Annotated in this window: 17 protein-coding genes and 1 rRNA gene; 3 read left to right on the top strand and 15 right to left on the bottom strand. The window is 75.9% G+C overall.

Annotation, left to right across the window (positions count from 1 at the left end; all coding sequences use genetic code 11):
• Positions 1–275: 275 nt before the first annotated feature.
• The 7 genes from SM452_RS29245 to recN all read right to left on the bottom strand — a co-directional run bounded on the left by SM452_RS29245 (position 276) and on the right by recN (position 10,445).
• Entirely contained in the window at positions 276–2,669 is a 2,394-nt protein-coding gene (locus SM452_RS29245; protein WP_463841115.1) for a hypothetical protein, read from the bottom strand.
• The gene (locus tag SM452_RS29240) at positions 2,669–3,802 is read right to left on the bottom strand and encodes a glycosyltransferase family 4 protein (protein ID WP_463841114.1); all 1,134 of its coding nucleotides are present in this window, start codon (positions 3,800–3,802) and stop codon (positions 2,669–2,671) included. Before SM452_RS29240 ends, SM452_RS29245 begins: the two co-directional genes overlap by 1 nt.
• Positions 3,799–5,496 carry a murein biosynthesis integral membrane protein MurJ gene (gene murJ / locus SM452_RS29235; protein WP_463841113.1) on the bottom strand — a complete coding sequence of 566 codons (1,698 nt, stop codon included), beginning with the start codon at positions 5,494–5,496 and terminating at the stop codon, positions 3,799–3,801. Before murJ ends, SM452_RS29240 begins: the two co-directional genes overlap by 4 nt.
• 1 nt (position 5,497) lies before the next feature.
• Positions 5,498–6,361, bottom strand: a complete 864-nt coding sequence (locus SM452_RS29230) for a hypothetical protein (protein ID WP_047894135.1) — start codon at positions 6,359–6,361, stop codon at positions 5,498–5,500.
• Positions 6,362–6,421: 60 nt separating this feature from the next.
• On the bottom strand, positions 6,422–7,363 hold the full coding sequence (locus SM452_RS29225) for a copper transporter (RefSeq protein WP_463841112.1): 942 nt from the start codon (positions 7,361–7,363) through the stop codon (positions 6,422–6,424).
• A gap of 27 nt (positions 7,364–7,390) precedes the next feature.
• Positions 7,391–8,569: a putative cytokinetic ring protein SteA gene (gene steA / locus SM452_RS29220; protein ID WP_194799853.1), complete on the bottom strand. Its 1,179-nt coding sequence runs from the start codon at positions 8,567–8,569 to the stop codon at positions 7,391–7,393.
• A gap of 118 nt (positions 8,570–8,687) precedes the next feature.
• Complete coding sequence (gene recN, locus SM452_RS29215; protein ID WP_013285583.1) at positions 8,688–10,445, bottom strand: DNA repair protein RecN; 1,758 nt, start codon at positions 10,443–10,445, stop codon at positions 8,688–8,690.
• 79 nt (positions 10,446–10,524) lie between these two features.
• Here recN and SM452_RS29210 point away from each other — a divergent pair, with 79 nt between their 5' ends.
• Positions 10,525–11,499: a helix-turn-helix domain-containing protein gene (locus tag SM452_RS29210; protein WP_262016055.1), complete on the top strand. Its 975-nt coding sequence runs from the start codon at positions 10,525–10,527 to the stop codon at positions 11,497–11,499.
• 46 nt (positions 11,500–11,545) lie between these two features.
• Here SM452_RS29210 and SM452_RS29205 read toward each other — a convergent pair whose 3' ends face one another.
• The 5 genes from SM452_RS29205 to SM452_RS29185 all read right to left on the bottom strand — a co-directional run bounded on the left by SM452_RS29205 (position 11,546) and on the right by SM452_RS29185 (position 18,372).
• Entirely contained in the window at positions 11,546–15,274 is a 3,729-nt protein-coding gene (locus tag SM452_RS29205; RefSeq protein ID WP_355511242.1) for a S8 family serine peptidase, read from the bottom strand.
• A gap of 469 nt (positions 15,275–15,743) precedes the next feature.
• Positions 15,744–16,628 carry an NAD kinase gene (locus SM452_RS29200; protein WP_013285580.1) on the bottom strand — a complete coding sequence of 295 codons (885 nt, stop codon included), beginning with the start codon at positions 16,626–16,628 and terminating at the stop codon, positions 15,744–15,746.
• Positions 16,625–17,473, bottom strand: coding sequence for a TlyA family RNA methyltransferase (locus tag SM452_RS29195; protein ID WP_194799849.1), 849 nt, complete (start codon positions 17,471–17,473; stop codon positions 16,625–16,627). The genes SM452_RS29200 and SM452_RS29195 overlap by 4 nt, the downstream gene beginning before the upstream one ends.
• Positions 17,474–17,494: 21 nt before the next feature.
• Complete coding sequence (locus SM452_RS29190) at positions 17,495–17,722, bottom strand: hypothetical protein (protein ID WP_463841111.1); 228 nt, start codon at positions 17,720–17,722, stop codon at positions 17,495–17,497.
• Positions 17,719–18,372 (bottom strand): phasin family protein, encoded by a 654-nt coding sequence (locus SM452_RS29185; RefSeq protein WP_463841110.1) that lies wholly within the window; start codon positions 18,370–18,372, stop codon positions 17,719–17,721. The genes SM452_RS29190 and SM452_RS29185 overlap by 4 nt, the downstream gene beginning before the upstream one ends.
• Positions 18,373–18,484: 112 nt before the next feature.
• On the opposite strand from SM452_RS29185, the gene SM452_RS29180 reads away from it, so the two are divergent.
• Complete coding sequence (locus tag SM452_RS29180) at positions 18,485–18,820, top strand: SCP2 sterol-binding domain-containing protein (RefSeq protein ID WP_194799846.1); 336 nt, start codon at positions 18,485–18,487, stop codon at positions 18,818–18,820.
• A gap of 13 nt (positions 18,821–18,833) precedes the next feature.
• Here the strand turns inward: SM452_RS29180 and SM452_RS29175 are convergent, their stop codons facing one another.
• Together SM452_RS29175 and SM452_RS29170 are read right to left on the bottom strand one after the other, a co-directional pair.
• Complete coding sequence (locus SM452_RS29175; protein ID WP_463841109.1) at positions 18,834–19,901, bottom strand: HAD-IIA family hydrolase; 1,068 nt, start codon at positions 19,899–19,901, stop codon at positions 18,834–18,836.
• Positions 19,898–20,812, bottom strand: a complete 915-nt coding sequence (locus SM452_RS29170) for a Replicase polyprotein 1ab (RefSeq protein WP_463841119.1) — start codon at positions 20,810–20,812, stop codon at positions 19,898–19,900. Before SM452_RS29170 ends, SM452_RS29175 begins: the two co-directional genes overlap by 4 nt.
• A 57-nt stretch (positions 20,813–20,869) precedes the next feature.
• Between SM452_RS29170 and SM452_RS29165 the strand changes: the two genes are divergently transcribed.
• Positions 20,870–22,303: a hypothetical protein gene (locus SM452_RS29165; RefSeq protein WP_463841108.1), complete on the top strand. Its 1,434-nt coding sequence runs from the start codon at positions 20,870–20,872 to the stop codon at positions 22,301–22,303.
• A 94-nt stretch (positions 22,304–22,397) separates the two neighbouring features.
• Here the strand turns inward: SM452_RS29165 and rrf are convergent.
• A 5S ribosomal RNA gene (gene rrf, locus SM452_RS29160) occupies positions 22,398–22,490 on the bottom strand; the annotation flags it as partial.

Raw genomic sequence — 22,490 nt, 5'->3', positions numbered from 1 at the left:
GCCTGCTCCCGTGTCGTCCGTAGCGGTCGTGCGAACCGCCGTGCCGATCAGCAGAGTGATCACGCGATCCACGGGATTCCACGGTAACACCATCCGGACCGTGAGCCGGCGTCGCACCCGCTGTCGGCGCACGTGAGGCCGGATCCGGGCCGGATCCGGCCCGGGTCCGGGCCTTGATCGACACCAGCTCGCCGATGTGGTGCCTTCCACCGGGCCTCGACCCCGCCACCTCCCCGACCTGGCGGGCGGCAGACCTGGCGGGCCGCGCGGGCGGGTCAGCCGGCGGGGATCTCCGAGGACGCCGGGGTCGGCTGTGCGGGCACCCGCACGACGGCGTCGGCGCGTGGCCCGTCCGGCGCCTCCGTGCCTGCGGGGCCCTGCCCGTCCGGTCCGGCCGGCTCCACGGCCTTCCCCGGGTCGCCGGCACCGTCACCGGCCGCACCGTCGCCCGCCGGCCGACCACCGTCCGCACCGTCGCCGGCGGGGGCGTCGCCGGCCGCGCCGCCCCTGGAGGAGTCGTCCGGGCCGCCCGGTGGGACCGCGCCCGTCTCGCCGCCGCCACGGCCGCTGTCGGGCACCGTACGGTCGGTGGAGTGGTCGAGCACCCGTAGCGCCGCCAGGGCCGCCATGGGCACCACGAGAGCCGCCGCCGCGCCGGCCACGTCCAGCGCCGACCCGCCGAGGATTCCGCCCAGCCCGACGGCCACGGCGGTGCCGGCCATCGCCGCCCGGATCGCCGGGTAGATGCCGAACAGCCGCATCAGCCCGCCCCACGGCTGGAGCAGCGCGAGCCAGACCAGCGCCGCCCCGGCCAGGGCCAGCACGGTGAGCGGGCTGTTCACCAGCGTCTGGATGTTGGAGCTGCTGGACCGGTGCACGGTGAGCCCGCCGGTGCCGTCGCCCACAGCGGCCAGGAACCGGCCCAGGCTGCCCCGCTCGTCCGCCGGACGGCCCAGGTCGACCAGGGCGAAGCCGACGGTGACCGCCAGCGCGGCCATGGTGGCCCAGGCCAGCCGGCTCACGGTGAGCCATCCGCCGCTGCAGATCGCTGCCGCGACGCTGACGCCGGCGGTGAGCGCGATCGCGCCGATCGAGTCGGCGCCCAGGTACGGGCTGCCCACTATCACCACTGCGAGCCCGCCGACAGTCACCATCACCATCGGCCGCCAGCCCTTGCGGAACCGCTGGGCGAGCCAGCCGCCGCACAGCAGCGCCCCGGCGATGAACACGCCCAGCCCGACGGTGCCGAGCCCGGCGTACCGGCCGCCCTCCAGCGCCGAGTAGCCGACCACGCCGTTGAGCTGCAGGCGGGAGCCGGTGAGCACGTCGACGCCGACGACGAGCGTGGCCAGCCCGGCCACCGCCCCGAGCGGGCCGAGGGTGCGCTCGTGTCCAGGGGTGAACCGGACCGCCGCGGTGCCGCCGACGATGAGCAGCGCGGTCACCGAGGCGTACCAGAGGCCGGCGTGGTCGCCGCGCCACCAGGGCACGGCGTCGGCGAGCAACGCCGCGGGCACGGCGAGCGCGGCGGCGATCAGCATCAGTTCCACCACGGCGACGATGCGCGGGGACACCGGTTCCGGCCCGTGCGGGCCGGCGAGCCGGCGGGCCCGGCGCAGCAGCGGCAGCACCGCCACGGCGAGGGCGAGCTGCGCGGCGGCCAGCAGCGTGAAGAACCAGCCGGCGACGCGGCGCTGGGCGGCGGCCTCCCGGTCCGCGTCGGCCGGCGCCTCGATCGCGGCCCGCAGGTCGTCCGGCCGGTCGTCGACAGTCACCGCGGGGCGGCCGAGGAACGCCCGTTCCGGCATCGGCTTGTCGAGCACGGCGAGCACGGTCGGGGCCAGGTCGATCAGTTGCAGGTAGCCGGACCGGGCGGTGCTGGGCGAGGTCAGCCAGCCGCCCTCCCAGCCGGGGCCGTCGGCGACAGCGACGTGCAGCCGCGCCGGGGAGTCGGTGTCGGACACACCGGCGACCAGCACCAGCGAGCGCGGCGGCCGGGCGGCGAGCACCCGGGCCAGCCGGGCGTCGGCCTGCCGCGCCTGCGCGGCCCGTACGGCCGGATCCTCGTCGTCGACGGTGCCGACGTCGACGATGCTCAGCACGCAGGAGCCGAGCAGTTCGGCCGGGTCCTCGGGGAGCGTGGGCGCGTACCTGTCGACCCGGCCGAACGGGCGGGCGGCGGCCACCGCGGCACCCGGCCCGACCGCCACCGAGCAGCGCACCGACTCGGCCAGCGCACCGGGCGTGGCGCCCCAGGAGAGCTGCTCCTGGTTGTGCACGACCGCGCTGGCCTGGTCGGGCAGGTTCGCGCCGATGCCGTCGGGCCGTTCGACTGTGACGGCGGTGGCCGGGCAGCCGCCGCTCGGGCGGGCGCCGGGCCAGGCGGCGAAGTTCCCCGCGCCAAGCGTGAGCCAGCCGTCGACCGGGCAGGTGGGGCGGTGCGCGGAGCGCACCGAGAGCGACCCGATCGCGCCCTGCTCGGCCATCCGCCACAGCGTCGGCGTGTTCTCCGGGTCGACGTCGTCCCACCGCAGGCCCGCCGCGCCGACGAGCACCACGTAGTCGGCGTTCGGCCGGGTCGCGCCGTCGTCCGGGCGGGCGGACAGCGCGGTGATACCAAGCACCACCACGACCAGGGTCAGCAGCACCGGGGTCAGTCTGCGCAGCATCAGCGGTTCCCGGTGGAGAGCTGCGGCGTCAGCTCGGCGTAGAGGCCGGCGAGCGCGGCCACGGTGTCCGCCTCGGTGGGCCAGGTCGCGGCCCGGGCCAGGCCGCGCCGGCCCAGGTCGGCCCGGCGGGCGGGATCGTCGAGCAGGTCGCGCACCGCCGCGTCGACGGCGTCCACGTCGCCCGGCGGCAGCAGCACCGCCGCGTCGCCGACCAGGTCCGGCAGACCGCCGACGGCGGTCGCGACCAGCGGTACGCCGGCCCGCAGCGCCTCCTGCGCGAACAACTGGCGGGCCTCCCAGTCGCTCGTCACCACCGCCAGGTCGGCGGCGCCCAGCAGGTCCGCCACGTCGGTGCGGTGCCCGAGCAGCGTCACCGGCGCGCGGGCGGCCGAGATCCGGGCGGCCAGCGGCAGGTACGCCGGACCGCTGCCCGCGATCACCACGAGCGGGGCGGAGGTACGGGTCCGCCAGCGGGCGGCGGCGTCGATCAGCACGTCGTACCGCTTCTGCGGGTGCAGCCGGCCCACCGACAGGATCAGCGGGCGGTCGGCGGCGACGCCGAACTCGGCGCGTACCGCGGTGCGGCGGCGGCGCGGCGCGGGCAGCGCCGGCGCGGCGACCGGGGCCAGGCGGGCGTCGGCGGCACCGAGCGCGGCGGCACGGTCGACCAGGTCGGCGGAGGCGCCCAGGGCGACCCGCACGGACCGGGCCACGACCCGCTCGACCAGCCGGGACACCGCACCGCGCAGGCCACCGGCGAGGACCGCGTTGTGCCAGGTGACCACCAGCGGCGCGGCGGGACGGGCGAGCGCGGCGACCAGGCCGGCGCGCAGCCCGTGCGCGTGCACCACGTCGACAGGTGTGCCGGCGAGCGCCCGGCGCAGCGCGGTGACCGCGCGCGCGTCACCCGGCGTGGGGCTGGCCGGGATCTCCACCGGCGTGAACCGGGCTCCGGCGCCGGTGAAGCCGAACTGTTCCTCGGTGGCGGCCGGGCCGCAGACCAGCACGGACGCGCCGGCCTCGGTGAGCCCTCGGCTGATCGAGCGCACGTGCTGCCCGACCCCGCCGGTGCTGGAGGCGAGCACCAGGGCCACCGACCCGGGCCAGCGCGGTGCCGGCGAGGCGTCCGTCATGAGGAAACGGTCTCCCTTCCGTCACCCCGCTCGCCGGGGTGCTGCTGCGCCGGCGGGCCGTCGTCCCCACCGGCCGGGCGTCGCCGGCGCAGCCGGCGGGTCACGGTCGCGAGCAGCGGCCGCAGGTCGCGGGCGTCGGTCAGCCAGGCGACGGCGAGGAACAGGACACCGACCACGACCCCGGACAGCATGCCCTGCGCGAGGGCCCACGGTGTCGTCGGGGTGCCGTCACCGAGCCCGGCGAGTCCCGCCGCGACGGCCGCCCCGCCGGCGCCGGCGACCACGGCGGCGAGCAGTCCGGCGGTGCCGGCCCGGCCGATCCCGGCCAGCGCCTCGCCGCCTGCGGCCCGCCGGACCGCGGCGATCAGCAGCGCGCCGAGCAGCAGCATGCCGGCCGACGTCGCCAGCGTCACCGCGAGCACCCGGTCGGCCAGCGGCGCCACCTGGGCGGACACCACGGCGAGCGCGGGCACGCTGAGCCAGCCGAGCGCGGTGGCGACGGTGGCCGCGCGGGTCTCGCCGCGGGCGTACAGCGCACGGGTGAGGACCGCGAACAGGCCGTAGCCGACCAGGCCGGGCGCGAACCCGGCGATGCCGGCCGCCGCGGTACGCGCGTCGAGCGGGTCGGCGAAGAAGAAGTGCCCGACCGGGATCGCGGTGCCGACGAGAGCGGCGGCGCCGAGCAGACTGAGCAGCACGACGCCGCGTACCGCCGGGGCCAGCGTCTCCCGGTAGGCGCGCTCGTCACCGGTGGCCCGGGCCGCGACGAGCGTCGGGTACGCGGCCACCGCGAGCGGCACGGCCAGCACCGCCCAGGGCAGGAAGTAGACGGTCTGCGCGAGGTTGTAGACGCTGACGTCGGCGGTCCGGCCGTAGGTGACCTGGTTGAGCGCGACCACCAGCGCGATCTGCTGGGCGGCCACGGTGACCGCACCGGCGACCACCAGCCCGCCGACCCGGGCCCGGGCGTCGGCCGGGAACCGGTAGCCCGGCCGGATCCGCAGCCGCAGCCGGCGCACCGGGATCAGCAGCGACAGCGAGAGCACCACCACGCCGAGCGTGGTGCCGGCGGACAGCAGCAACTCGCCGCCGCGCCCGGCCTCCCCGATCGTGGCCAGCCGCCCCTCGGCGGCGGTGAACCCGAGGTACACGCCGATGACCGTGACGCTGGACAGCAGCGGCGCGATCACCGGCCAGGCGAAGCGCCGGTGCGCCTGAAGCACGCCGGTCAGCACGATGCCCACGCCGTACAGCGGCAACTGCGGCGCGAAGACCCGCAGCATCCGCGCCCCGGAGGCCTGCTGCGTCTCGCTGAGACCGTTCCCGATCAGGCCGGGCAGCGGGTCGGCGAACACCGCCAGCAGCACCGCCAGCGGTACCAGCAGGCTCAGCGTCCAGGTCAGCAGCGCGCCGGTGGTCGCGGCCACCGCGCGCCGGTCACCCGCCTCGACGGCGCCTGCGAGCAGCGGTACGACGAGACTGGCGAGCGCCCCACCGGCGACGATCTCGAAGATGAAGTTCGGTACGTAGTTCGCCACCAGGTAGGCGCCGCCGAGGTCGGTGGGGCCCAGCATCCAGGTGAACACGGCGGTACGGCCGAAGCCGGCGAGCCGGCTGAGGACGGTGAGGACGGCGATGAGGGCGGCCGCCCCGGCGACCCGGCCGGCGGCGGCGAGAGGAGCCGGTTTCGTCACGTCAGTCCGGGAGCCGGCCCAGCTCGTCGAGGTGCCGCAGCCCCGGCGTGGACGCGATGACCTGGGTGAAGCTGACCTTCTCGCTGGCGGCGGTGAGCGCGGCGAGCACGGCCAGCACGCCGGCCCGGCCCAGCGGCCCGGTACGCGCGGCGAGGCTCACCCCGAGCAGCGCGCCGAGCGCGTTGGCGCCGCTGTCGCCCACCATCACGCGCTCGCCGAGATCGTCGCCGACCAGTGCGGCCGAGGCGCCCACGGCGCCCGCGGCGACGCCGCCGTACGGGCCGGTGGTCAGCGGCGCGCCGAGCAGCATGCCGGACTTCAGCGCCCGGCCGGGCCGCAGGTCGAGCAGGTTGACCAGGTTCGCGGTGCCGGCCACCACGCCGGCGCCGAGCAGCACGTCGAGCCCGCGGCCGAACGCCCCGGCCCGCCGGCGGCGCGGATGCGCGGCGACCCGCCGGTCGGCGGCGAGCAGCGCGGCCGCACCCAGCCCGGCCACGCCCACCCCGGCGACCTTGACCATCCCGGCGGTGACCTGACCCTCGCGCAGCGCGGCGAGATGCCCGGCGAACCCCTTGGCGGCCTTCTGTTCGGGGCGCGCGCCGACCACGTCGTCGTAGAGGCCGACAGCGCCCGCGCCGAGCCCGGCGACGAGTGCGGCGGCGCCGGCCGGCGCGCTACCGGCGCCGAGCGCGGCCCCGGTGGCCGCGCCGACGGCCAGGGCCGGACCGGCGGCCAGGGTCACGGTGCGGCCCCGGTAGTTGGTGCGCTCCAGCGCCGGGCCGCCGGGCGACGTGCGCGTCTGACGCAGCACGTAGCGGGCGGCCAGCGCGCCCGCGCCCACGGCCAGCAGCCGACCCAGTCTCACGGGACCTCCTCGATCCGGACTTCGAACGCGACGCGGCACGGACCGGGCGGCCCGCAGCGGTCACCGGGGCAGTGTAGGCACCCGGGAGGTGGCGTTGTCGCCCACGCCGTACTGGCCGGTCTTCTTCTCGGTGAGCTGCTGCGCCAGGGCGAGGCTGGTGCCCAGCTGGCCCTGCACGGTGTTGGCGTTGTCGACGGTGGAGATGGTCTGCGACAGCACCGGGTCGCCGCGGACCACGGAGACGAGGTTGCCGCCGGTCGAGCCCATGCCGGCGACCACGAGCGCGCCGGACCGGTCGAACTGCTCGGCGATCTTCACCACCGACTCGTCCTTCTTCGCCGAGTCCTTGTCCACGTACGGCTGGCCGGTGACCATCACCACCGCCTCGGCGGCGGCGGAGATCTTGTCCGCCGGGGTGAGGTACCCGGCGGTGGCGTACTGCTCCAGCACGGCGCGCCGGTCGGCCTCGCTGACCGGCGGGCTCCCGGCCGGGCGGTCGACCAGCACGTTTGCCAGCAGCGCGCTGGAGGTCTCCACGCCGTGGCCGTTGCCGGGCAGGTTGCCGGTGGGGGCGCTGTTCGGCCGGGCCGCGGTGACCGCCAGTTCCAGCAGGTTGTTGTTGCTGTCCGGGTTGACGAACTTGTCCTGCACGGCGATGCGGCCGGTGACGTCGGCGCCGGCGGTCTGGAGCATCTTCACCACGCCCTCGGCCTGGTCGCGGCCGCTGGGCAGGGTGAGCACCAGCACGCGGCGGCCGGTCAGCTTGCCGGGCAGCACGAGCTGGGCCATCTCGGCGGCGAAGTCCTCCTCGGTCTCCAGCTGCTTCTGCATGCTGTTGACCGACTGGCGCATCAGCGAGTTGTCCTTGCGCAGGCCGTTGACGTTCTCCCGGAGCGAGTCGGCGACCGGCCCGTTGAGGGCGGCTGTGCCGACCACCAGGCCGATCGCCAGTGCCAGGAACACCGCGGTCAGGGACACCACGTGGTAGCGAAAGTTGATCACGCTTGCAGCCTCTTGATCGTCGGGGAGCTAGAAGAGCTGGCCGAGCTGGAACACGAAATTGTCCCACCATTCGGAGACCACGCCCAGATACGCCTTCCCGACGGTGGAGACCGCCACCGCGGAGGCCATCGCGGCCACCGCCGACAGGACCAGCAGCAGCAGCGACGACCCGGAGATGCTCTGCCGGTAGAGCCGGCTGACGCCCTTGGCGTCGACCAGCTTGCCACCGACCTTCAGCCGGGTCAGGAACGTCGACGCCATGCCGCCGCGCCCCTTGTCGAGGAACTCCACCAGGGTGGCGTGCGTGCCGACCGCCACCAGCAGCGAGGCGCCCTTCTCGTCGGCCAGCAGCATGGCCAGGTCCTCGCTGGTGGCCGCCGCCGGGAAGGTGATCGCCGGTACGCCGAGCCCGTTGACCCGGGCCAGGCCCGGCGCGCGCCCGTCCGGGTAGGCGTGCACGATCACCTCGGCGCCGCAGCGCAGCACGTCGTCGGTGACCGAGTCCATGTCCCCGATGATCATGTCCGGCGTGTAGCCGGCCTCGACCAGCGCGTCGGCGCCGCCGTCCACGCCGATCAGCACCGGCTTGAACTCCCGGATGTACGGGCGCAGCACGTCCAGGTCGGCCTTGTAGTCGTAGCCGCGGACCACGATCAGGCAGTGCCGGCCCTGGATCCGGGTCTGGATCTCCGGTACGCCGACGCCGTCGAGCAGCAGGTCGCGTTCCTGGCGCAGGTAGTCCATCGTGTTGGCGGCGAACGCCTCCAACTGCACCGACAGGCCCTCGCGGGCGTCTGCCATCGCCTTGGCGACCGTTTCGGCGTCCTGCAGCGAGCCGTGCGCGACCGGCTCGTCGCCGACGAAGACGGTGTTGCCCTCGATGCGGACCCGGTCGCCCTCGCGGACCTGCTCGAAGACGCTCTCGCCGAGGTCGTCCAGCAGCGGGATGCCGGCCGAGATCAGCACCTCCGGCCCGAGGTTGGGATAGCGGCCGGAGACCGACGGCTTGGCGTTCAGGACCGCCGCCACACCCACCGCGACGAGCGAGTCGGCCGCCACCCGGTCCAGGTCGACGTGGTCGATGACCGCGATGTCGCCGGGTCGCAGCCGCCCGACCAGCCGTTTCGTCCGCCGGTCGAGGCGCGCGGTGCCGACGATGGAGCCCGGCTCCGGGTTCCGGCTCCGGCGCAGTGTGGGTAGACGCATCGTGACCATCCTGGCATGTGAGGCAGGTTTTGCTGTCGCGACATGCCTGAGCAGGGCCGCCTACCCAGGGAAGCACACCGGAACCCGCGCCGGTGTGCTTGCGCTCACAATCGGGGTATCACGGACGCCTTTCCTTGGCCGCCACGGCCAGGAGCTCCTCGGCATGGGCGATACCCAGATCCGAGTCCGGCAAACCGGCGAGCATCCGGGCCAGTTCCCGGGCACGCTCGGTGTCCTCCACCACGCGCACCCCGCTCGTGGTGACCGCTCCCCCGGTGTCCTTGGCCACCACCAGGTGCCGGTCGGCGAACGCGGCGACCTGCGGCAGGTGCGTGACCACGAGCACCTGGTGGCTACGGGCCAGCCGGGCCAGCCGGCGGCCGATCTCCACCGCGGCCTGACCGCCGACACCGGCGTCGACCTCGTCGAACACCAGCGTGGGCGGGCCGCCGGAACCGGCGAAGACCACCTCGATGGCGAGCATCACCCGGGACAGCTCACCGCCGGACGCGCCCTTCTGCAACGGCAGCGCCGGCGCGCCCGGGTGCGCCAGCAGCCGCAGCTCCACCTCGTCGGCGCCGTCCGCGCCGACGCCGGTCTCGACGCCGTTGACCGGCAGGCTCGGCTCGGACCGGCCCGCCGGGCGCGGCAGCACCGCCACCTCGATCCGGGCGTGCGGCATCGCCAGCCCGGCCAGCTCGACCGTCACCTCCTCGGCGAAGCGCACCGCCGCCTCCCGCCGGGACGCCGACACCCGCCCGGCCAGGTCGGCCACCTCACCGGCGAGCCGGGTCGCCTCGCGGTCCAGCTCGTCCAGCAGCTCGTCGGACGTGTCCAGATCGGACAGCCGCGTGCGGGCCCGCTCGGCCCACGCCACCACACCGTCGACGTCGTCGGCGTACTTGCGGGTGAGCGCGCGCAGCGCGGCCCGCCGCTCGTACACGGTCTGCAGGCGGGCCGGGTCGGCGTCCAGCGCGGCCAGGTAGGCCGACAGCTCCGCGGCCACGTCGGTGACGAGCGTGGCCGCCTCCTCCAGCCGGGCGGCCAGCTCACCCAGCGCCGGGTCGGTGCCGGCCTGCGCCTCCAGCGTGCGCCGCGCGGTGCCGAGCAACACCGTCGCGTCCGGCGTCTCGTCGGTCGCCTCGACGCCGCCGGCCACGCACTGCTGCGCCACCTGCGCGGCGGTACGCAACCCCTCGGCGTGCTCCAGCCGCTGCGCCTCGGCCTTCAGCTCGTCGTCCTCCCCCGGCTGCGGATCGACCCGGGTGATCTCGTCCAGGCCCAGCCGCAGCAGGTCGGCCTCCTGGTTGCGCTCGCGGGCGTTACGCCGCCGGTCGGCCAGGTCGTCGACGACGGTGCGCCACCGGGCGTACGTCTCGCGCAGCGCGTCGAGCAGCTTCTCGTGCTCCGGCCCGGCGAACCGGTCGAGCGAGGCGCGCTGCTCGGCCGGGCGCAGCAGCCGCAGCTGGTCGGACTGGCCGTGCACGGCCAGCACCTGCTCGCCGACCTCGCCGAGCGTGGACACCGGCATGGCCCGCCCGCCCAGGTGCGCGCGGGAGCGGCCCTCGATGGTCACGGTGCGGCTGAGCAGCAGCGAGCCGTCCTCGTCGGGCTCGCCACCGGCGTCGAGGATGCGGGCGTGCACCGCCTCGGCCACCCGTCCGCTCAGGCGAAGCCGGCCCTCCACCGCCGCGCGGCCCGGCTGGGCGCGCACCCGGCCGGCGTCGGCACGGCCGCCGAAGAGCAGGCCGAGGCCGGTCACCACCATGGTCTTGCCGGCGCCGGTCTCGCCGGTGATGACGTTCATCCCCGCGGCCAGCGGCAGCGTGGTGTCCTCGATGACGCCCAGTCCGGTGATGCGCAGCTCTTCCAGCACAGCACCCGACAGTAGCCCCGCCGTGTGACAGTTGACCAGCCGGCAGGGCGAGCCGCGGGCACCCGTACAGTTCAGCCCCGTGCTGGAGGAGATCGGCCTGACCCCGGACGAGGAGGAGCTCTACCGCAGCCTGGTACGGGCGAACACGGCCCGGGCCGGTGAGCTCGCGCAGCGGCTGGGACGACCCCGCGCGGAGGTCGTCGCCCGGCTGGACGCCTTGCGGGACAAGGGTCTCGTGCTGCCGACCGGCCCGGAACCGGACGCGCCGCTGCGGCCGCTCGCGCCGGACGTGCCGCTCGGCGAGGCGCTGCTGCGCCGCCAGTCGGCGCTGGAGGAGGCCCGTGCCGCCGTCAGCCGGCTCGCCGAGGACTACCGGGCCGGGATGCGCCGCCACGACGCCGCGCACCTGGTCGAGGTGGTCACCGGCGCGCGGGCACTACGGGAACGGCTGCGCGAACTGCAGAACGGCGCGCGCGAGGAGGTGCTCTGGTTCTGCCGGGCGAACCCGCTGGCGATGCCCGGCCCGGAGAACGTCGAGGAGTTCGACGCGCTGGCCCGTGGGGTGCGGTACCGGGCCATCTACGAACGGGCGATGCTGCTGGAGCCGGGCGCGCTCGCCGACGTGGAGCGGGGCGTACACGCCGGGGAGCAGGCTCGGGTGCTGGACCGGCTGCCGGTGCGACTGGCCGTGGTGGACGGTCGTACCGCGGTCTGCCCGCTGGTGCCCGACCGTGACGGCGGGGAGCCGACCGCCGCGGTGATCGGCCGCAGCCAGCTGCTGGACGCGCTGCTGGCGCTGTTCGAGAGCCACTGGCTGATGGCGACGCCGCTCGGCACGCCCGCCGACCGGGCCGGCACCGGCTACCAGCCCGACGGCGACGAGGCGCGGCTGCTGTCGCTGTTCGTCGCCGGGGTGCCGGACAAGTCGATCGCGTCACAGCTCGGGGTGAGCCGGCGTACCGTGCAGCGGCGGCTGGCCGACCTGATGGCCGCCGCCGGTGTGGACACCCGGCCCGGGCTGGCGTTCCAGGCCGCGCGGCGCGGCTGGATCTGACCGGGGCCGGGGCAGGACGGCCCCAGGACCGCCCCGCCCCGGCGTCTCACCGCAGCCCGTACGCGTCGATCACGGTCTGCGTCACGGTGCTGCCGGCACGGTCCCGCGCCGAGACGCGCAGCGACACCGTGCCGCGCCCGGCCGGCACCTCGGCGGTGAACCGGGTGCCGGAGCCGCGTACCGGCGCCGTGCGCCAGGTGCGTCCGCCGTCGAACGACACCTCGGCGCGTACCGTCGTGCCGGCCGGCGCGGGCAGCCCGGCCGGGTGGCGCAGCGTCAGCCCGACGGTGTGCTTCCGCCTGCCGGGCACCTCGCCGCGCAGGTCAGCCGGCACCCGGTAGTCGACCTGGAGCAGCGGCAGCGGCCGGGCCGCGTCACCGGACGGGCGGGCCGAGGTGAACTCCCACGCCGTCTCGGTACGGGTCGCCCACCGCCACTGGGCCGAGGACCGGGCCGTGGTCACGTCGAGGCGGTAGCGGGCCGGACCGGCAGTGGCCGGCACCGGCGCCCAGCCGGCGGACAGGTCGGCGATCTGCCGGCCGTCCCGGCTGACCCGGCGGGTCACCGTGTCCTGCTCCTCCGACCGGTTGTCCACGCCGGCGTGACCGTCGGCGTCGACGAACTCGGCCACGCGCAGGTCGAGCGTGTCAGCGGTCCGGCTCGGCGCGGCCGCACCGGCCGCCACCGCGGGGCGCACCAGCGGCGTGTGCCACGACTCGGTGGTCCGGTCGGTGGCCGCGTAGCGCCGGGGCCGGTCGGACAGGCCGCCGGTCAGCGTCCCCATGCTGGAGAACATCAGCCGGTGCAGCACCCGGTGCTGCCACCACGAGTCACCGGAGCTGACGTACTCCCGCCGGGTCGTCCCGGTACGCACCATCCGCTGGTCGTCGTTCCAGGAGAACTCCTGCCAGGGCCGCCACCCGAACCGCTGCTCGGTGGCCCAGTCCAGGCCGCCGGTGTCGCCGTAGCGCGCGGTCACCTCGGCCGTGTTGGCGGCGGTGACCCGGTGGAGGATCCGCTCCGGCACCCGGCCCTTCGACACCTGGAACACGTCGTAGAGGTATGGGCTGTCCACGGTGAGCGTCAGGTCGATGCGGGCCCGGCCGGTACGCGCCGCCGCGAGCAGCCGCTGCCCGTCGTCGTACGCCACCGCCAGCGCCGGTGCCGGGAGCCGCTCCCCGGTCGGGCGCCACACCGTCCACGCGCTCTGGTCCGCCGGCCGCACGATCAGCACCGCCTTCGCACCGGCCGCCGCCGCGGCGGCCACCTGCTCCTCCTCGGACCGGTCGGCGGACGCGGTGAGCAGCGCCGCCGCGCCCCGCACCCCGGCCAGCTCACCTGGTGCGCCGGTGCCGGCGGCGACCAGACGCAGCCGCTGCCGCCCGGCCGGGGCCGGCGACTGGCCCATCAGGTTGACGTCCAGCGCGCCGGACACGCCGCTGACGTCGATGTCGACCATCGGCGCGACGAGCTGCCAGCGCGAGGAGAACTCGAACTCGCCGTGGCGTACCTGCCGGGTCGGGGTGACGTTGAGCTGCTGCACGGTGCTGAACGTCATCACGCCGTGGGCGACCTGCCGGCCGTTGCCGAACACCCGGTGCTGGTAGAAGCTCAGCACGGCCCGCTGCTCGGACGGTTTCGGCGTCTCGATCCGTACCGGCGTGCCGCGCCGCGGGTCGAGCACCACCGTGAGGTCCCGGTCCACTGTCAGTTCCGGGTCGGTGACCAGGGTGAGCTGCTCGTCCAGCGGCGCGCCGTGCTCGATCAGCGCGTGCAGCAGGTACGGGCCCTCCTCCACCTGGACCTGCCACTCGTCGCCGCCGCCGAGCCAGCCCATCGCGTCCGACTCCGGGTGCTCACCGAACAGCGTCACCACCGGCGACGATCCGGGCCGCCCGGCCGGGTCCAGCGCGCGCAGCGTCACGGTGTGCTGCGGGCCGCTGAGCGTGAGCCCGACCGCGGTACGCACCGTCACACCGTCCGCGCCGGTGGCCACCAGCCAGCCGCCGTGCGGACCCCGGTCCAGCCGGGCCGGGTCGGCGCGCAGCGGCACGTCCACGCCGCCGCCGGCCGGCACGGTCACCGTGGCGGCGTCGAGCGTCAGGCCGTCGGTCTCGGCCGCGCCGCTGTCCAGGTTGCGCAGCTCCAGCGCCAGCCGCAGCGTCTGCGCGGCGGCGGTGCCGTTGACGTAGCGCACCGTCCGGGTCGCGGCCGGCCCGCCCGTGGTCAGCCGGCCGAAGTCGGCGGTGGCCGTGCCGTACACCCGCTGGCGCAGCGCGCGGGCCACGTCGACCCGCCCGGCGCCCTGCTCGAACACCGTCGCGCCGGCGCTCGGCCGGGTGGTGCTGACCAGCGCGTCCTTGAGCTGCGCAGCGGTCCATCCGGGATGCTCCTGCGCCAGGACGGCCGCCGCGCCCGCGACGTGCGGCGTGGCCATCGAGGTGCCCGAGGCGCGGGTGTAGGCGTCGTCCACAGGCGTACCCATTGTGGTGCCGGCGGCGCGGGCCGCGACGATGCCGACGCCCGGCGCGGTGATCTCCGGCTTCAGGCCGTTGTCGCCCAGGCGCGGGCCGCGGCTGGAGAAGTCGGCGAGCACGTCGTCGCGGTCGACCGCGCCGACGGTGAGCGCGGCGGTGGCCGCGCCGGGCGAGCCGACGCTGCGCGGCTCACCGTCGTTGCCGGCGGCGATCACGAACAGCGCGCCGGTTTCGGCGGTCAGGTCGTTCACGGCCTGGCTCATCGGGTCGGTGCCGTCGGTGGGCGCGCCGCCGAGGCTCATGCTGACCACCTTCGCGCCGGAGCGCGCGGCCCACTCCATCCCGGCGATGATGCCGGAGTCGTAGCCGGAGCCGGAGTCGTCGAGCACCTTGCCGACCAGCAGCCGCGCGCCCGGCGCGACGCCCTTGCGCAGCCCCGCGGAGCCCGCGCCGCTGCCGGCGACGGTGGCCGCCACGTGGGTGCCGTGGCCGTGGCCGTCCCGGGCGCTGCCGCCGCCGGTGAAGTCACGCGCCTCGGCGATCCGGCCGGCCAGGTCGGGATGCTCGACGTCGACGCCGGTGTCGAGCACCGCGACCCGCACCCCGGCGCCGTCGCGTCCGGCCGCCCACGCGGCGGGCGCGCCGATCTGCGGGACGCTGTGCTCCAGCGCCACCCGGGCCCGGCCGTCGAGCCAGACGCGCTCCACGCCCGCGCCGAGCCGGACCGGTCCGGCGCCCGCGGCGCGGGCCTGCGGCGCCTGTCGCAGCGACGTCCACAGCGCGCCCAGGTCGTCCTTGTCGACGCGCAGCGCGGCGCCGTTGATGCTGGACAGCGGACGGGACTCGGCGGCGACGGCGAGGGGACGCACCCGCCCGGCGGCGGGTTCCCGGTAGCGCACGATCAGCGGCAGCGCCGTGAGGCCCGCGTCGCCGTAGCCCTGCTCGGCCAGTTCCTGCACGTCGAACAGGTCCGGGTCGAGCACGCCCGCCGACACGTACGGCACGACGTCGGCGGGGAGCACCCGCAGCCCGCCGTCGGCCTGCGTGGTCTGGAAGACGATCCGGTCACGGCCCGGCCCGGGGTGGACGGTGGCGGCGATCCGGCCCGGCGCGGCCTGGACCAGCTCGACCTGGTCGCCGGTGATCAGCGTGACGCGGGCGGGCGGCGCGCCCAGGGCGGATGTGCCCGGGGGCGGGCCGGCGGGCCGGGCGGGCGGTACGGCGGACGCCGGTACGGCGAGCCCGACCACCAACGCCCCGGCCGCGCCGGCGGCGAGCCAGCGGGGGAACCGGTGCATGTGACGCTCCTCTACTCCGAGGCCGGCCTCGTGAGGCCCGGCGATCGGAGTCTGCGACGGCGTCCGCCGCCGGGTCACCGGGTACGGGCCGCCGCACCGGCGACATGTCGCCAGGTGGACACGCGCACGACGGAGTGGAGGCCGGGACGCCGGAGACCGCGTCGCCCAGCTCGCGTGCCGCCGCTTCCTCCGGCGGCGGCCCTGCGACCTGTCGGCCCGGCCGGGGTCGACACCCGACCGGACACGGCGTGCCGGTCCGCCCGCCGCGGCCGGCTACGACGCTCCGGCGTCCCGACCGTCGCGGCCCCGACCACCCCCTGGCCGAGCCCCGCGACGCTGGGCCGCATCCGGGAAGCGGCGGGCCTCACCGCCGCGCCCGGACTCACCTCTTCGCGGCCCGTACGCCCACCGTAACGCGCGCGGGGGCCGGGACCGGTGGGCCGAACGGAGAATTCCGCTGAGCCGCTGGTCAGCGACGGTTGCCCCGCCAGCCCTGGACGGGAAGGTCGAACTTGGCCACCAGCCGGTCGGTGAACGGTCGGGCCCGCAGCCGCACGATGCGCACCGGCAGCGTGCCCCGGCGCACCGTCACCCGGGCACCGGGCGGCAGGTCGTAGACGCGCCGCCCGTCGCAGCACAGCACGGCCAGTGTGGTGAACGGGTCGACGGTGATGACGAACGTCGACGTCGGCGCGGTCACCAGCGGGCGGCTGAACAACGCGTGCGCGCTGATCGGCACCAGCAGCAGCGCCTCCACCTCGGGCCAGACCACCGGCCCGCCGCCGGAGAACGCGTACGCCGTCGAGCCGGTCGGGGTCGCGCAGATCACGCCGTCGCAGCCGTACCGGGACAGCGGCCGGCCGTCCACGTCGACGAGCAACTCCAGCATCTGGGCGCGTTCGCCCTTCTCCACGCTGATCTCGTTGAGCGCCCACGACTCGATGGTCGGCCCGCCCTCGAACTCGGCGGTGACGTCGAGGGTGAGCCGTTCGTCCACCGTGTAGTTGCGGTCGACGACGTCACGCACGGCGGTGTCCAGGTCGTCGATCTCCGCCTCGGCGAGGAAGCCGACCTTGCCCAGGTTGATGCCGAGCAACGGCACCTTGGCCGGGCGGGCCAGCTCGGCGGCGCGCAGGAACGTGCCGTCCCCGCCGAGCGCGAACACGATCTCGGCGCCCTCGGCGGCCTCCGGGCCGGTCACCGGCACCACGCCCGGCAGGTCCAGGTCGTCGGCCTCCTCGGCCACCACCCGCACCTCGAACCCGGCGGCGATCAGGTCGGCGGCCACCGCCCGGGCGTGCTCGGTGCTGCGTCGACGGCCGGTGTGCGTGACCAGCAGCGCGGTACGGCTCACCCGGACACCTCCTCGGTCGTGGCCGCCGTCGCGGCGGCGCCCTGCGGACCGGCGGCCACCACCGCGCGGACCCGCTCCGGATCCGCGGCGGGCGCGTCCCCGCGCAACCATACGAAGAACTCGACGTTGCCGCTCGGCCCGGGCAGCGGGCTGGCCGCCACGTCGGCCAGGCCGAGGCCGAGCCCGGCGGCCGCCGCGGCCACGTCCAGCACCGCCTCGGCGCGCAGCGCCGGGTCGCGGACCACACCGCCGGCGCCGACGCGCTCCTTGCCGACCTCGAACTGCGGCTTGACCATCAGCGCCAGGTCACCGCCGGGCCCGGTGCACGCCGCAAGCGCCGGCAGCACCAGCCGCAGCGAGATGAACGACAGGTCGGCCACCGTCAGGTCGACCGGGCCGCCGATCGCCTCCGGCGTGAGGGTACGCACGTTCGTGCGCTCGAACACCCGCACCCGCTCGTCGGTACGAAGCGACCAGGCGAGCTGCCCGTAGCCGACGTCCACGGCGACCACCTCGGCGGCGCCGGCGCGCAGCAGCACGTCGGTGAAACCGCCAGTCGACGCGCCCGCGTCCAGGCAGCGCCGGCCGGTGACGGTCAGCCCGCCGGGGGCGAACGCGGCGAGCGCGCCGGCCAGCTTGTGGCCGCCCCGGGAGACGTACTCGTCGGCCGGATCCTCGCCGGTGACCAGCAGCGGATCGGCCGGGTCGACCATCGCCGCGGGCTTGCGCGCCCGCACTCCGCGCAGCTGGACGCGACCGGCCTCCACCAGCGCGGCGGCCTGTTCCCGGGAGCGGGCCAGCCCGCGCCGGACCAGTTCGGCGTCCAGCCGGGTACGACGAGCCATCAGGTGTGTCTCCGCCTCTGCTCAGGCCTGGTCGATGGTGGCGAGGGTCTCGCGCAGCGTCTCGTACGCCGCCTCGTACTGGGCGATCTGGTCGGCCGGGGCGAGCGCCTCGGCGTTGGCCATGCCGAGCACCGCGGCGTCCACCGCCGGGTGGCTCGCCTCGCCGACCTCCTCGACCGGCGCGGGGCGTATCCCCGGGGGCGGTCCGGGCCGCGGACCCGGCGGCGGGCCGGGCCGGGGCGCGGTCACGAGCCGGCCGCCCGGCGCCCGGTGGCCTTCTTCGCCGGTGCGGCTTCCGGGGTACGGGAGACAGTGGCCGGAGGCTTCTTCGCGATCGTCTTCTTGGCCACCGCCTTCTTCGCCACCGTCTTCTTCGCCACCGCCTTCGTCGGCGTCGTCGCGGGGGCCTTTGCCGGCGTCGTCGCCGGGGCCTTGGCCGGGGTCTCGGCGGCGGGCGACGCGGTGTTCGGCTGCCCGGCCTCCGACGGCCCGGTCTTCGGTGCGGTCGCACCGGACGGCGCGGCGGCTGTCCCGGCCGGTGTTGCGGCGGCGGGCTCGGACGCTCCGGCGGGCGGGGTGTCGCCCGGGCCGAGGTGGCCGCGCGCCTCGCGCAGCTGCCGCTCCAGGTCGTGCACCCGGCGGGTCAGCTCGGCGACCTCGTCGGCGGTGGCCAGGCCGACCGCGCCAAGTGCCCGGTCCACCTCGAAGCGGACCAGCTTGGTCAGCGACTCCCTGTTCGCCAGGCCGGTCGCGACCAGTTCCTCGGCGAGCGTCTGGATCTGGGCGGCGGTCGCGCCGCCCTGGCCGACGACGCGCATGACCGCGTCCTGTGCCTTCTTCCGGGGCGCCTCCGTCAGGCCCATGGCCAGCTCTAGGTAGGCGCGCCACGCGTCCTGCATGCCTGAGTCCTTCCGCGGGGCGAGGTGTGCAGGTGCCACGCTACCGGGCACCCCGGACCCCCCATTGCGGTACGGTGCCGGGAAACGGCGTGGTTCGTGGTGAGGAGACGATGTGGCCAGCGTGGACGAGTGCCGGCAGGCGTTGCAGGACCTGGCCGCGCGGCTGGACCGCAACGCCGAGGCACAGGGACGCATCGACCTCGACCGCACGCTGGCCTGCCGGATCACCGACCTCGGCACCGCGTTCCACGGGCGGCTGGAGGGCGGCCGGCTGGTCGACCTGGCCGACGGCGACGACCCGAAGGCGAAGATCGCGCTGAGCACCGGCAGCGACGACCTCGTCGCGCTGGTGCACGGCCGGCTCGACGTCATGGCGGCGGTGGCCTCCCGCCGGGTGTCGATCAAGGCGAACCCGTTCGACCTGATGAAGCTCCGCAAGCTGCTCTGAGCGGCCCGGCTCCTCAGCCGTCGAGACCGAACGCGGCGAGGGCCTCCTCCGCCGCCGGGGACTGCGCCCGCACGCGCGGCCCGGCCCCCGTCGACCAGGCCACCGCGCAGAGCGCCGCGAGGGCCTCCAGTGGCGGTCCCGAACCGTCGAGCACGAGGTCCGCGCCGGCTTCCGTCACCGACCAGCCGCCGTCTGCAGTCCGGCCCGGCACCGCCACCACGGCGGCCGGGTCGAACAGGCCCGCCAGGTCGAACGAGACGTACGCGGGGCGGCGCTCCTCGGGTGCGGCCAGCAGCTCGGCGGCGTCGCTGACCCCGGTGAGCACCAGCAGGCTGTCCAGCCCGGCCCGGCGGGCGCCTTCGATGTCGGTGTCCAGCCGGTCGCCCACCACGAGCGTGCGTCCGGTCCCGGCCCGCCGCGCGGCGGTGGTGAACAGCGCCGGCTCCGGCTTGCCCACCACCACGTCGGGGTCGCGGCCGAGCGCGGTCCGCAGCACCGCGACGAGCGAGCCGTTGCCCGGCAGCGGACCGCGCGGGCTGGGCAGCGTGCGGTCGGTGTTGGTGGCGTACCAGGGCGCGCCCGCCCGTACCGCCAGGGACGCCTCGGCCAGGTCGGACCAGCCGACCTGCGGGCCGTAGCCCTGCGCAACAGCGGCGGGCTCCTCGTCGGCGGTGGCGACAGGCCGCAGGCCCACCGCGCGCAGCTCGGCGCGCAGCGCCTCCGCGCCGACCACGAGCACCGGCGCGCCCTCGGGCAGCCGGTCGCGGAGCAGTTCGGCGGTGGCCGCCGCCGAGGTGAGCACCTCCGCCGGCCGGGCCGCGACGCCCATGCCGGTGAGCAGGTCGGCCACCTCGCTGGAGCGGCGGGAGGCGTTGTTCGTCGCGTACGCGACCGCGCGCCCCTCGGCGTGCAGCCGGCCTACCGCCTCGACCGCGCCGGGAATGGGCCGGTCGATCAGGTAGATCACGCCGTCCAGGTCGAAGACGACGAGCGAGTACGCCTCGACGAGCCGCCCCGCCCCGGCGCGGTCGGGTTCTCCCCGATCCGCGCCGGAGGCGGTGTCACCGGCGTACCCGGTCATCGGCGGTCCGCCGCCTCGCCCTCGCCGGCCGCCCGCGCCTGGGTGACCTCGTCGGCCGGGCTGCCGGCGGCCGGCTCCTCGGTCGTCTCGGCGGCGGCCGGGGTGCCGGCGGCGAGCGAGCCGGCCTCGGTGTCGGTCAGCTCGTCGTCGGCCAGGTCGCCTGCGTCCCGGTCCTGGTAGCCGGCCCGGGCCGCGTCACCGCCGTCGCCGCTCAGCCGAGCGTCGTCGTCCCGGTCGTCATCGTCGTCGTCGTCATCGTCGTCGTCGTCATCGTCGTCGTCATCGTCGTCGTCGTCATCGTCGTCGTCGTCATCGTCGTCGTCATCGTCGTCGTCGTCATCGTCGTCGTCGCCCTCGGCCGACGCCTCGGACGTGTCCGCGTCGTCCTCCGGCTCGTCGTCGCCCTCGATGACCACGCCGTCCAGCTCCAGCAGCCGCTCCGCGGCGTCCGTCTCCCCCTCGGAGTCGACGTCGGCGGCCCGGGAGAACCACTCTCGTGCCTCCTCGCGCCGGTCGACCGCCAGCAGGGCGTCCGCGTACGCGTAGCGCAGCCGCGCCGCCCACGGCTCGGTCGAGTCGCCGGTCAGCTCGCGGACCTGGAGCATCGCCACCGCGGCATCCTTCTGCCCGAGGTCACCGCGCGCCCCGGCGGCCACGATCAGCAGCTCGATCGCGACAGCCTGGTCGAGCTTGTCCCGGTCCGCGCCGCGGAACAGGTCGATGGCCCGCTCCGGCCGGCCCAGCGCCCGCTCGCAGTCGGCGAGCACCGCCAGGTGGCTCTGCAGGCCGGTCATCCGGTGATACGTCCGCAGCTCGGCGATGGCGGTCTGCCACTCACCCGCGTGGTACGCGGCCAGCCCGACGGCCTCCCGCACGGCGGCGATCCGCGAGGCGAGCCGGCGGGCCGCCATGGCGTGCGCCAGCGCCAGCGTCGGGTCCTCGTCGATCAGCAGACCGGTCGCGACCAGGTGCCGGGCGACCGTCTCCGCGACCGGCTTGGCGAGGGAGAGCAGCTCCGCCCGGACGGCCGAGTCGAGGTCGCTCGCGACCACGTCGTCGGGCAGCTCCGGCGCCTCACCGGTACGCCCCTCGCCGCGCTCGTCCTGACGCTCCCGCTGCGGACCGTAGCTGCCACGGCGGTCGTCGCCGCCCGGCCGGTCGCCGTAGCCACGGCGCTCACCGTCCCGCTCGCCCCGGAAGCCACCCGGCCGCCGGTCGTCACGTCGGTCGTCGCGCCGGAAGCCACGGTCGCGGTCGCCACCGCGGAACCCCCCGTCGCGGCGCTCGCCACCGGCATAGCTCTCCCGGCGGTCGCCGCCCTGGTAGCCACCCTCACGGCGGTCACCGCTACGGAAGCCACCCTCGCGGGTGCCGCCCTCACGGGCGCCGCCCTCGCGATGATCGCCGCCGCGGAAGCCACCCTCACGGTCGCCACCACGGAAACCGCCCTCGCGACGGTCACCGCCACGGAAACCACCCTCACGGGCGCCGCCTTCACGGCGGTCACCGCCACGGAAACCACCCTCACGGGCGCCGCCCTCACGACGATCCCCGCCACGGAAACCACCCTCACGGTCGCCACCACGGAAACCGCCCTCGCGACGGTCACCGCCACGGAAACCACCGTCACGGGCGCCGCCCTCGCGACGATCGCCGCCGCGGAAACCACCCTCACGGGCGCCACCACGGAAACCGCCCTCGCGACGGTCACCGCCACGGAAACCACCCTCGCGGGCGCCGCCTTCACGACGATCGCCGCCGCGGAAACCACCCTCACGGTCGCCACCACGGAAGCCACCCTCGCGACGGTCACCGCCACGGAAACCACCCTCGCGGGCGCCGCCTTCACGACGATCGCCGCCGCGGAAACCACCCTCACGGGCGCCGCCTTCACGACGATCGCCGCCGCGGAAACCACCCTCACGGGCGCCACCACGGAAGCCACCCTCGCGACGGTCACCGCCACGGAAACCACCCTCGCGGGCGCCGCCTTCACGACGATCCCCACCACGGAAGCCGCCCTCACGGCGTTCGCCGCCCTGGTAGCCACCCTCACGGCGGTCACCACCACGGAAACCACCCTCGCGACGCTCACCACCGCGGAAACCGCCGTCACGGTCGCCGCCACGGAACCCGCCTTCGCGACGGTCGCCGCCCGGACGGCTTCCACTCCGGAAGCCACCCTCACGGTCGCCGCCACGGAAACCGCCTTCGCGGCGGTCGCCGCCACGGGTGCCACTGTCACGGTCGCCACCACGGAAGCCGCCCGGGCGGTCGTCGCGGCCGCCCCGGTACGAGGGACGGTCATCGCGACGGCCGTCGCGGCCGGCGTCACCACGCCCCTGGCCGCGGTCGGCGCGATCCTCGTAACGACGGGGGCGGTCCCCGCCCTGGGGTCCTGAGCTCACAGGTACATCCTTCCTGATGGCGTTTCCGCCGAGAACGCTAACGCAGTCGAGGGCCGCCCCTGCTGGGGCGGCCCTCGACTGGAAGATTGTCCGGCGGTGTCCTACTCTCCCACACCCTCCCGAGTGCAGTACCATCGGCGCTGGAGGGCTTAGCTTCCGGGTTCGGAATGTGACCGGGCGT

The sequence above is a fragment of the Micromonospora sp. SYSU B005 genome (genome assembly GCF_055362685.1).
The sequence above is the reverse complement of the archived record's forward strand: the minus strand, read 5'-3'. Positions and strand labels throughout refer to the sequence as shown.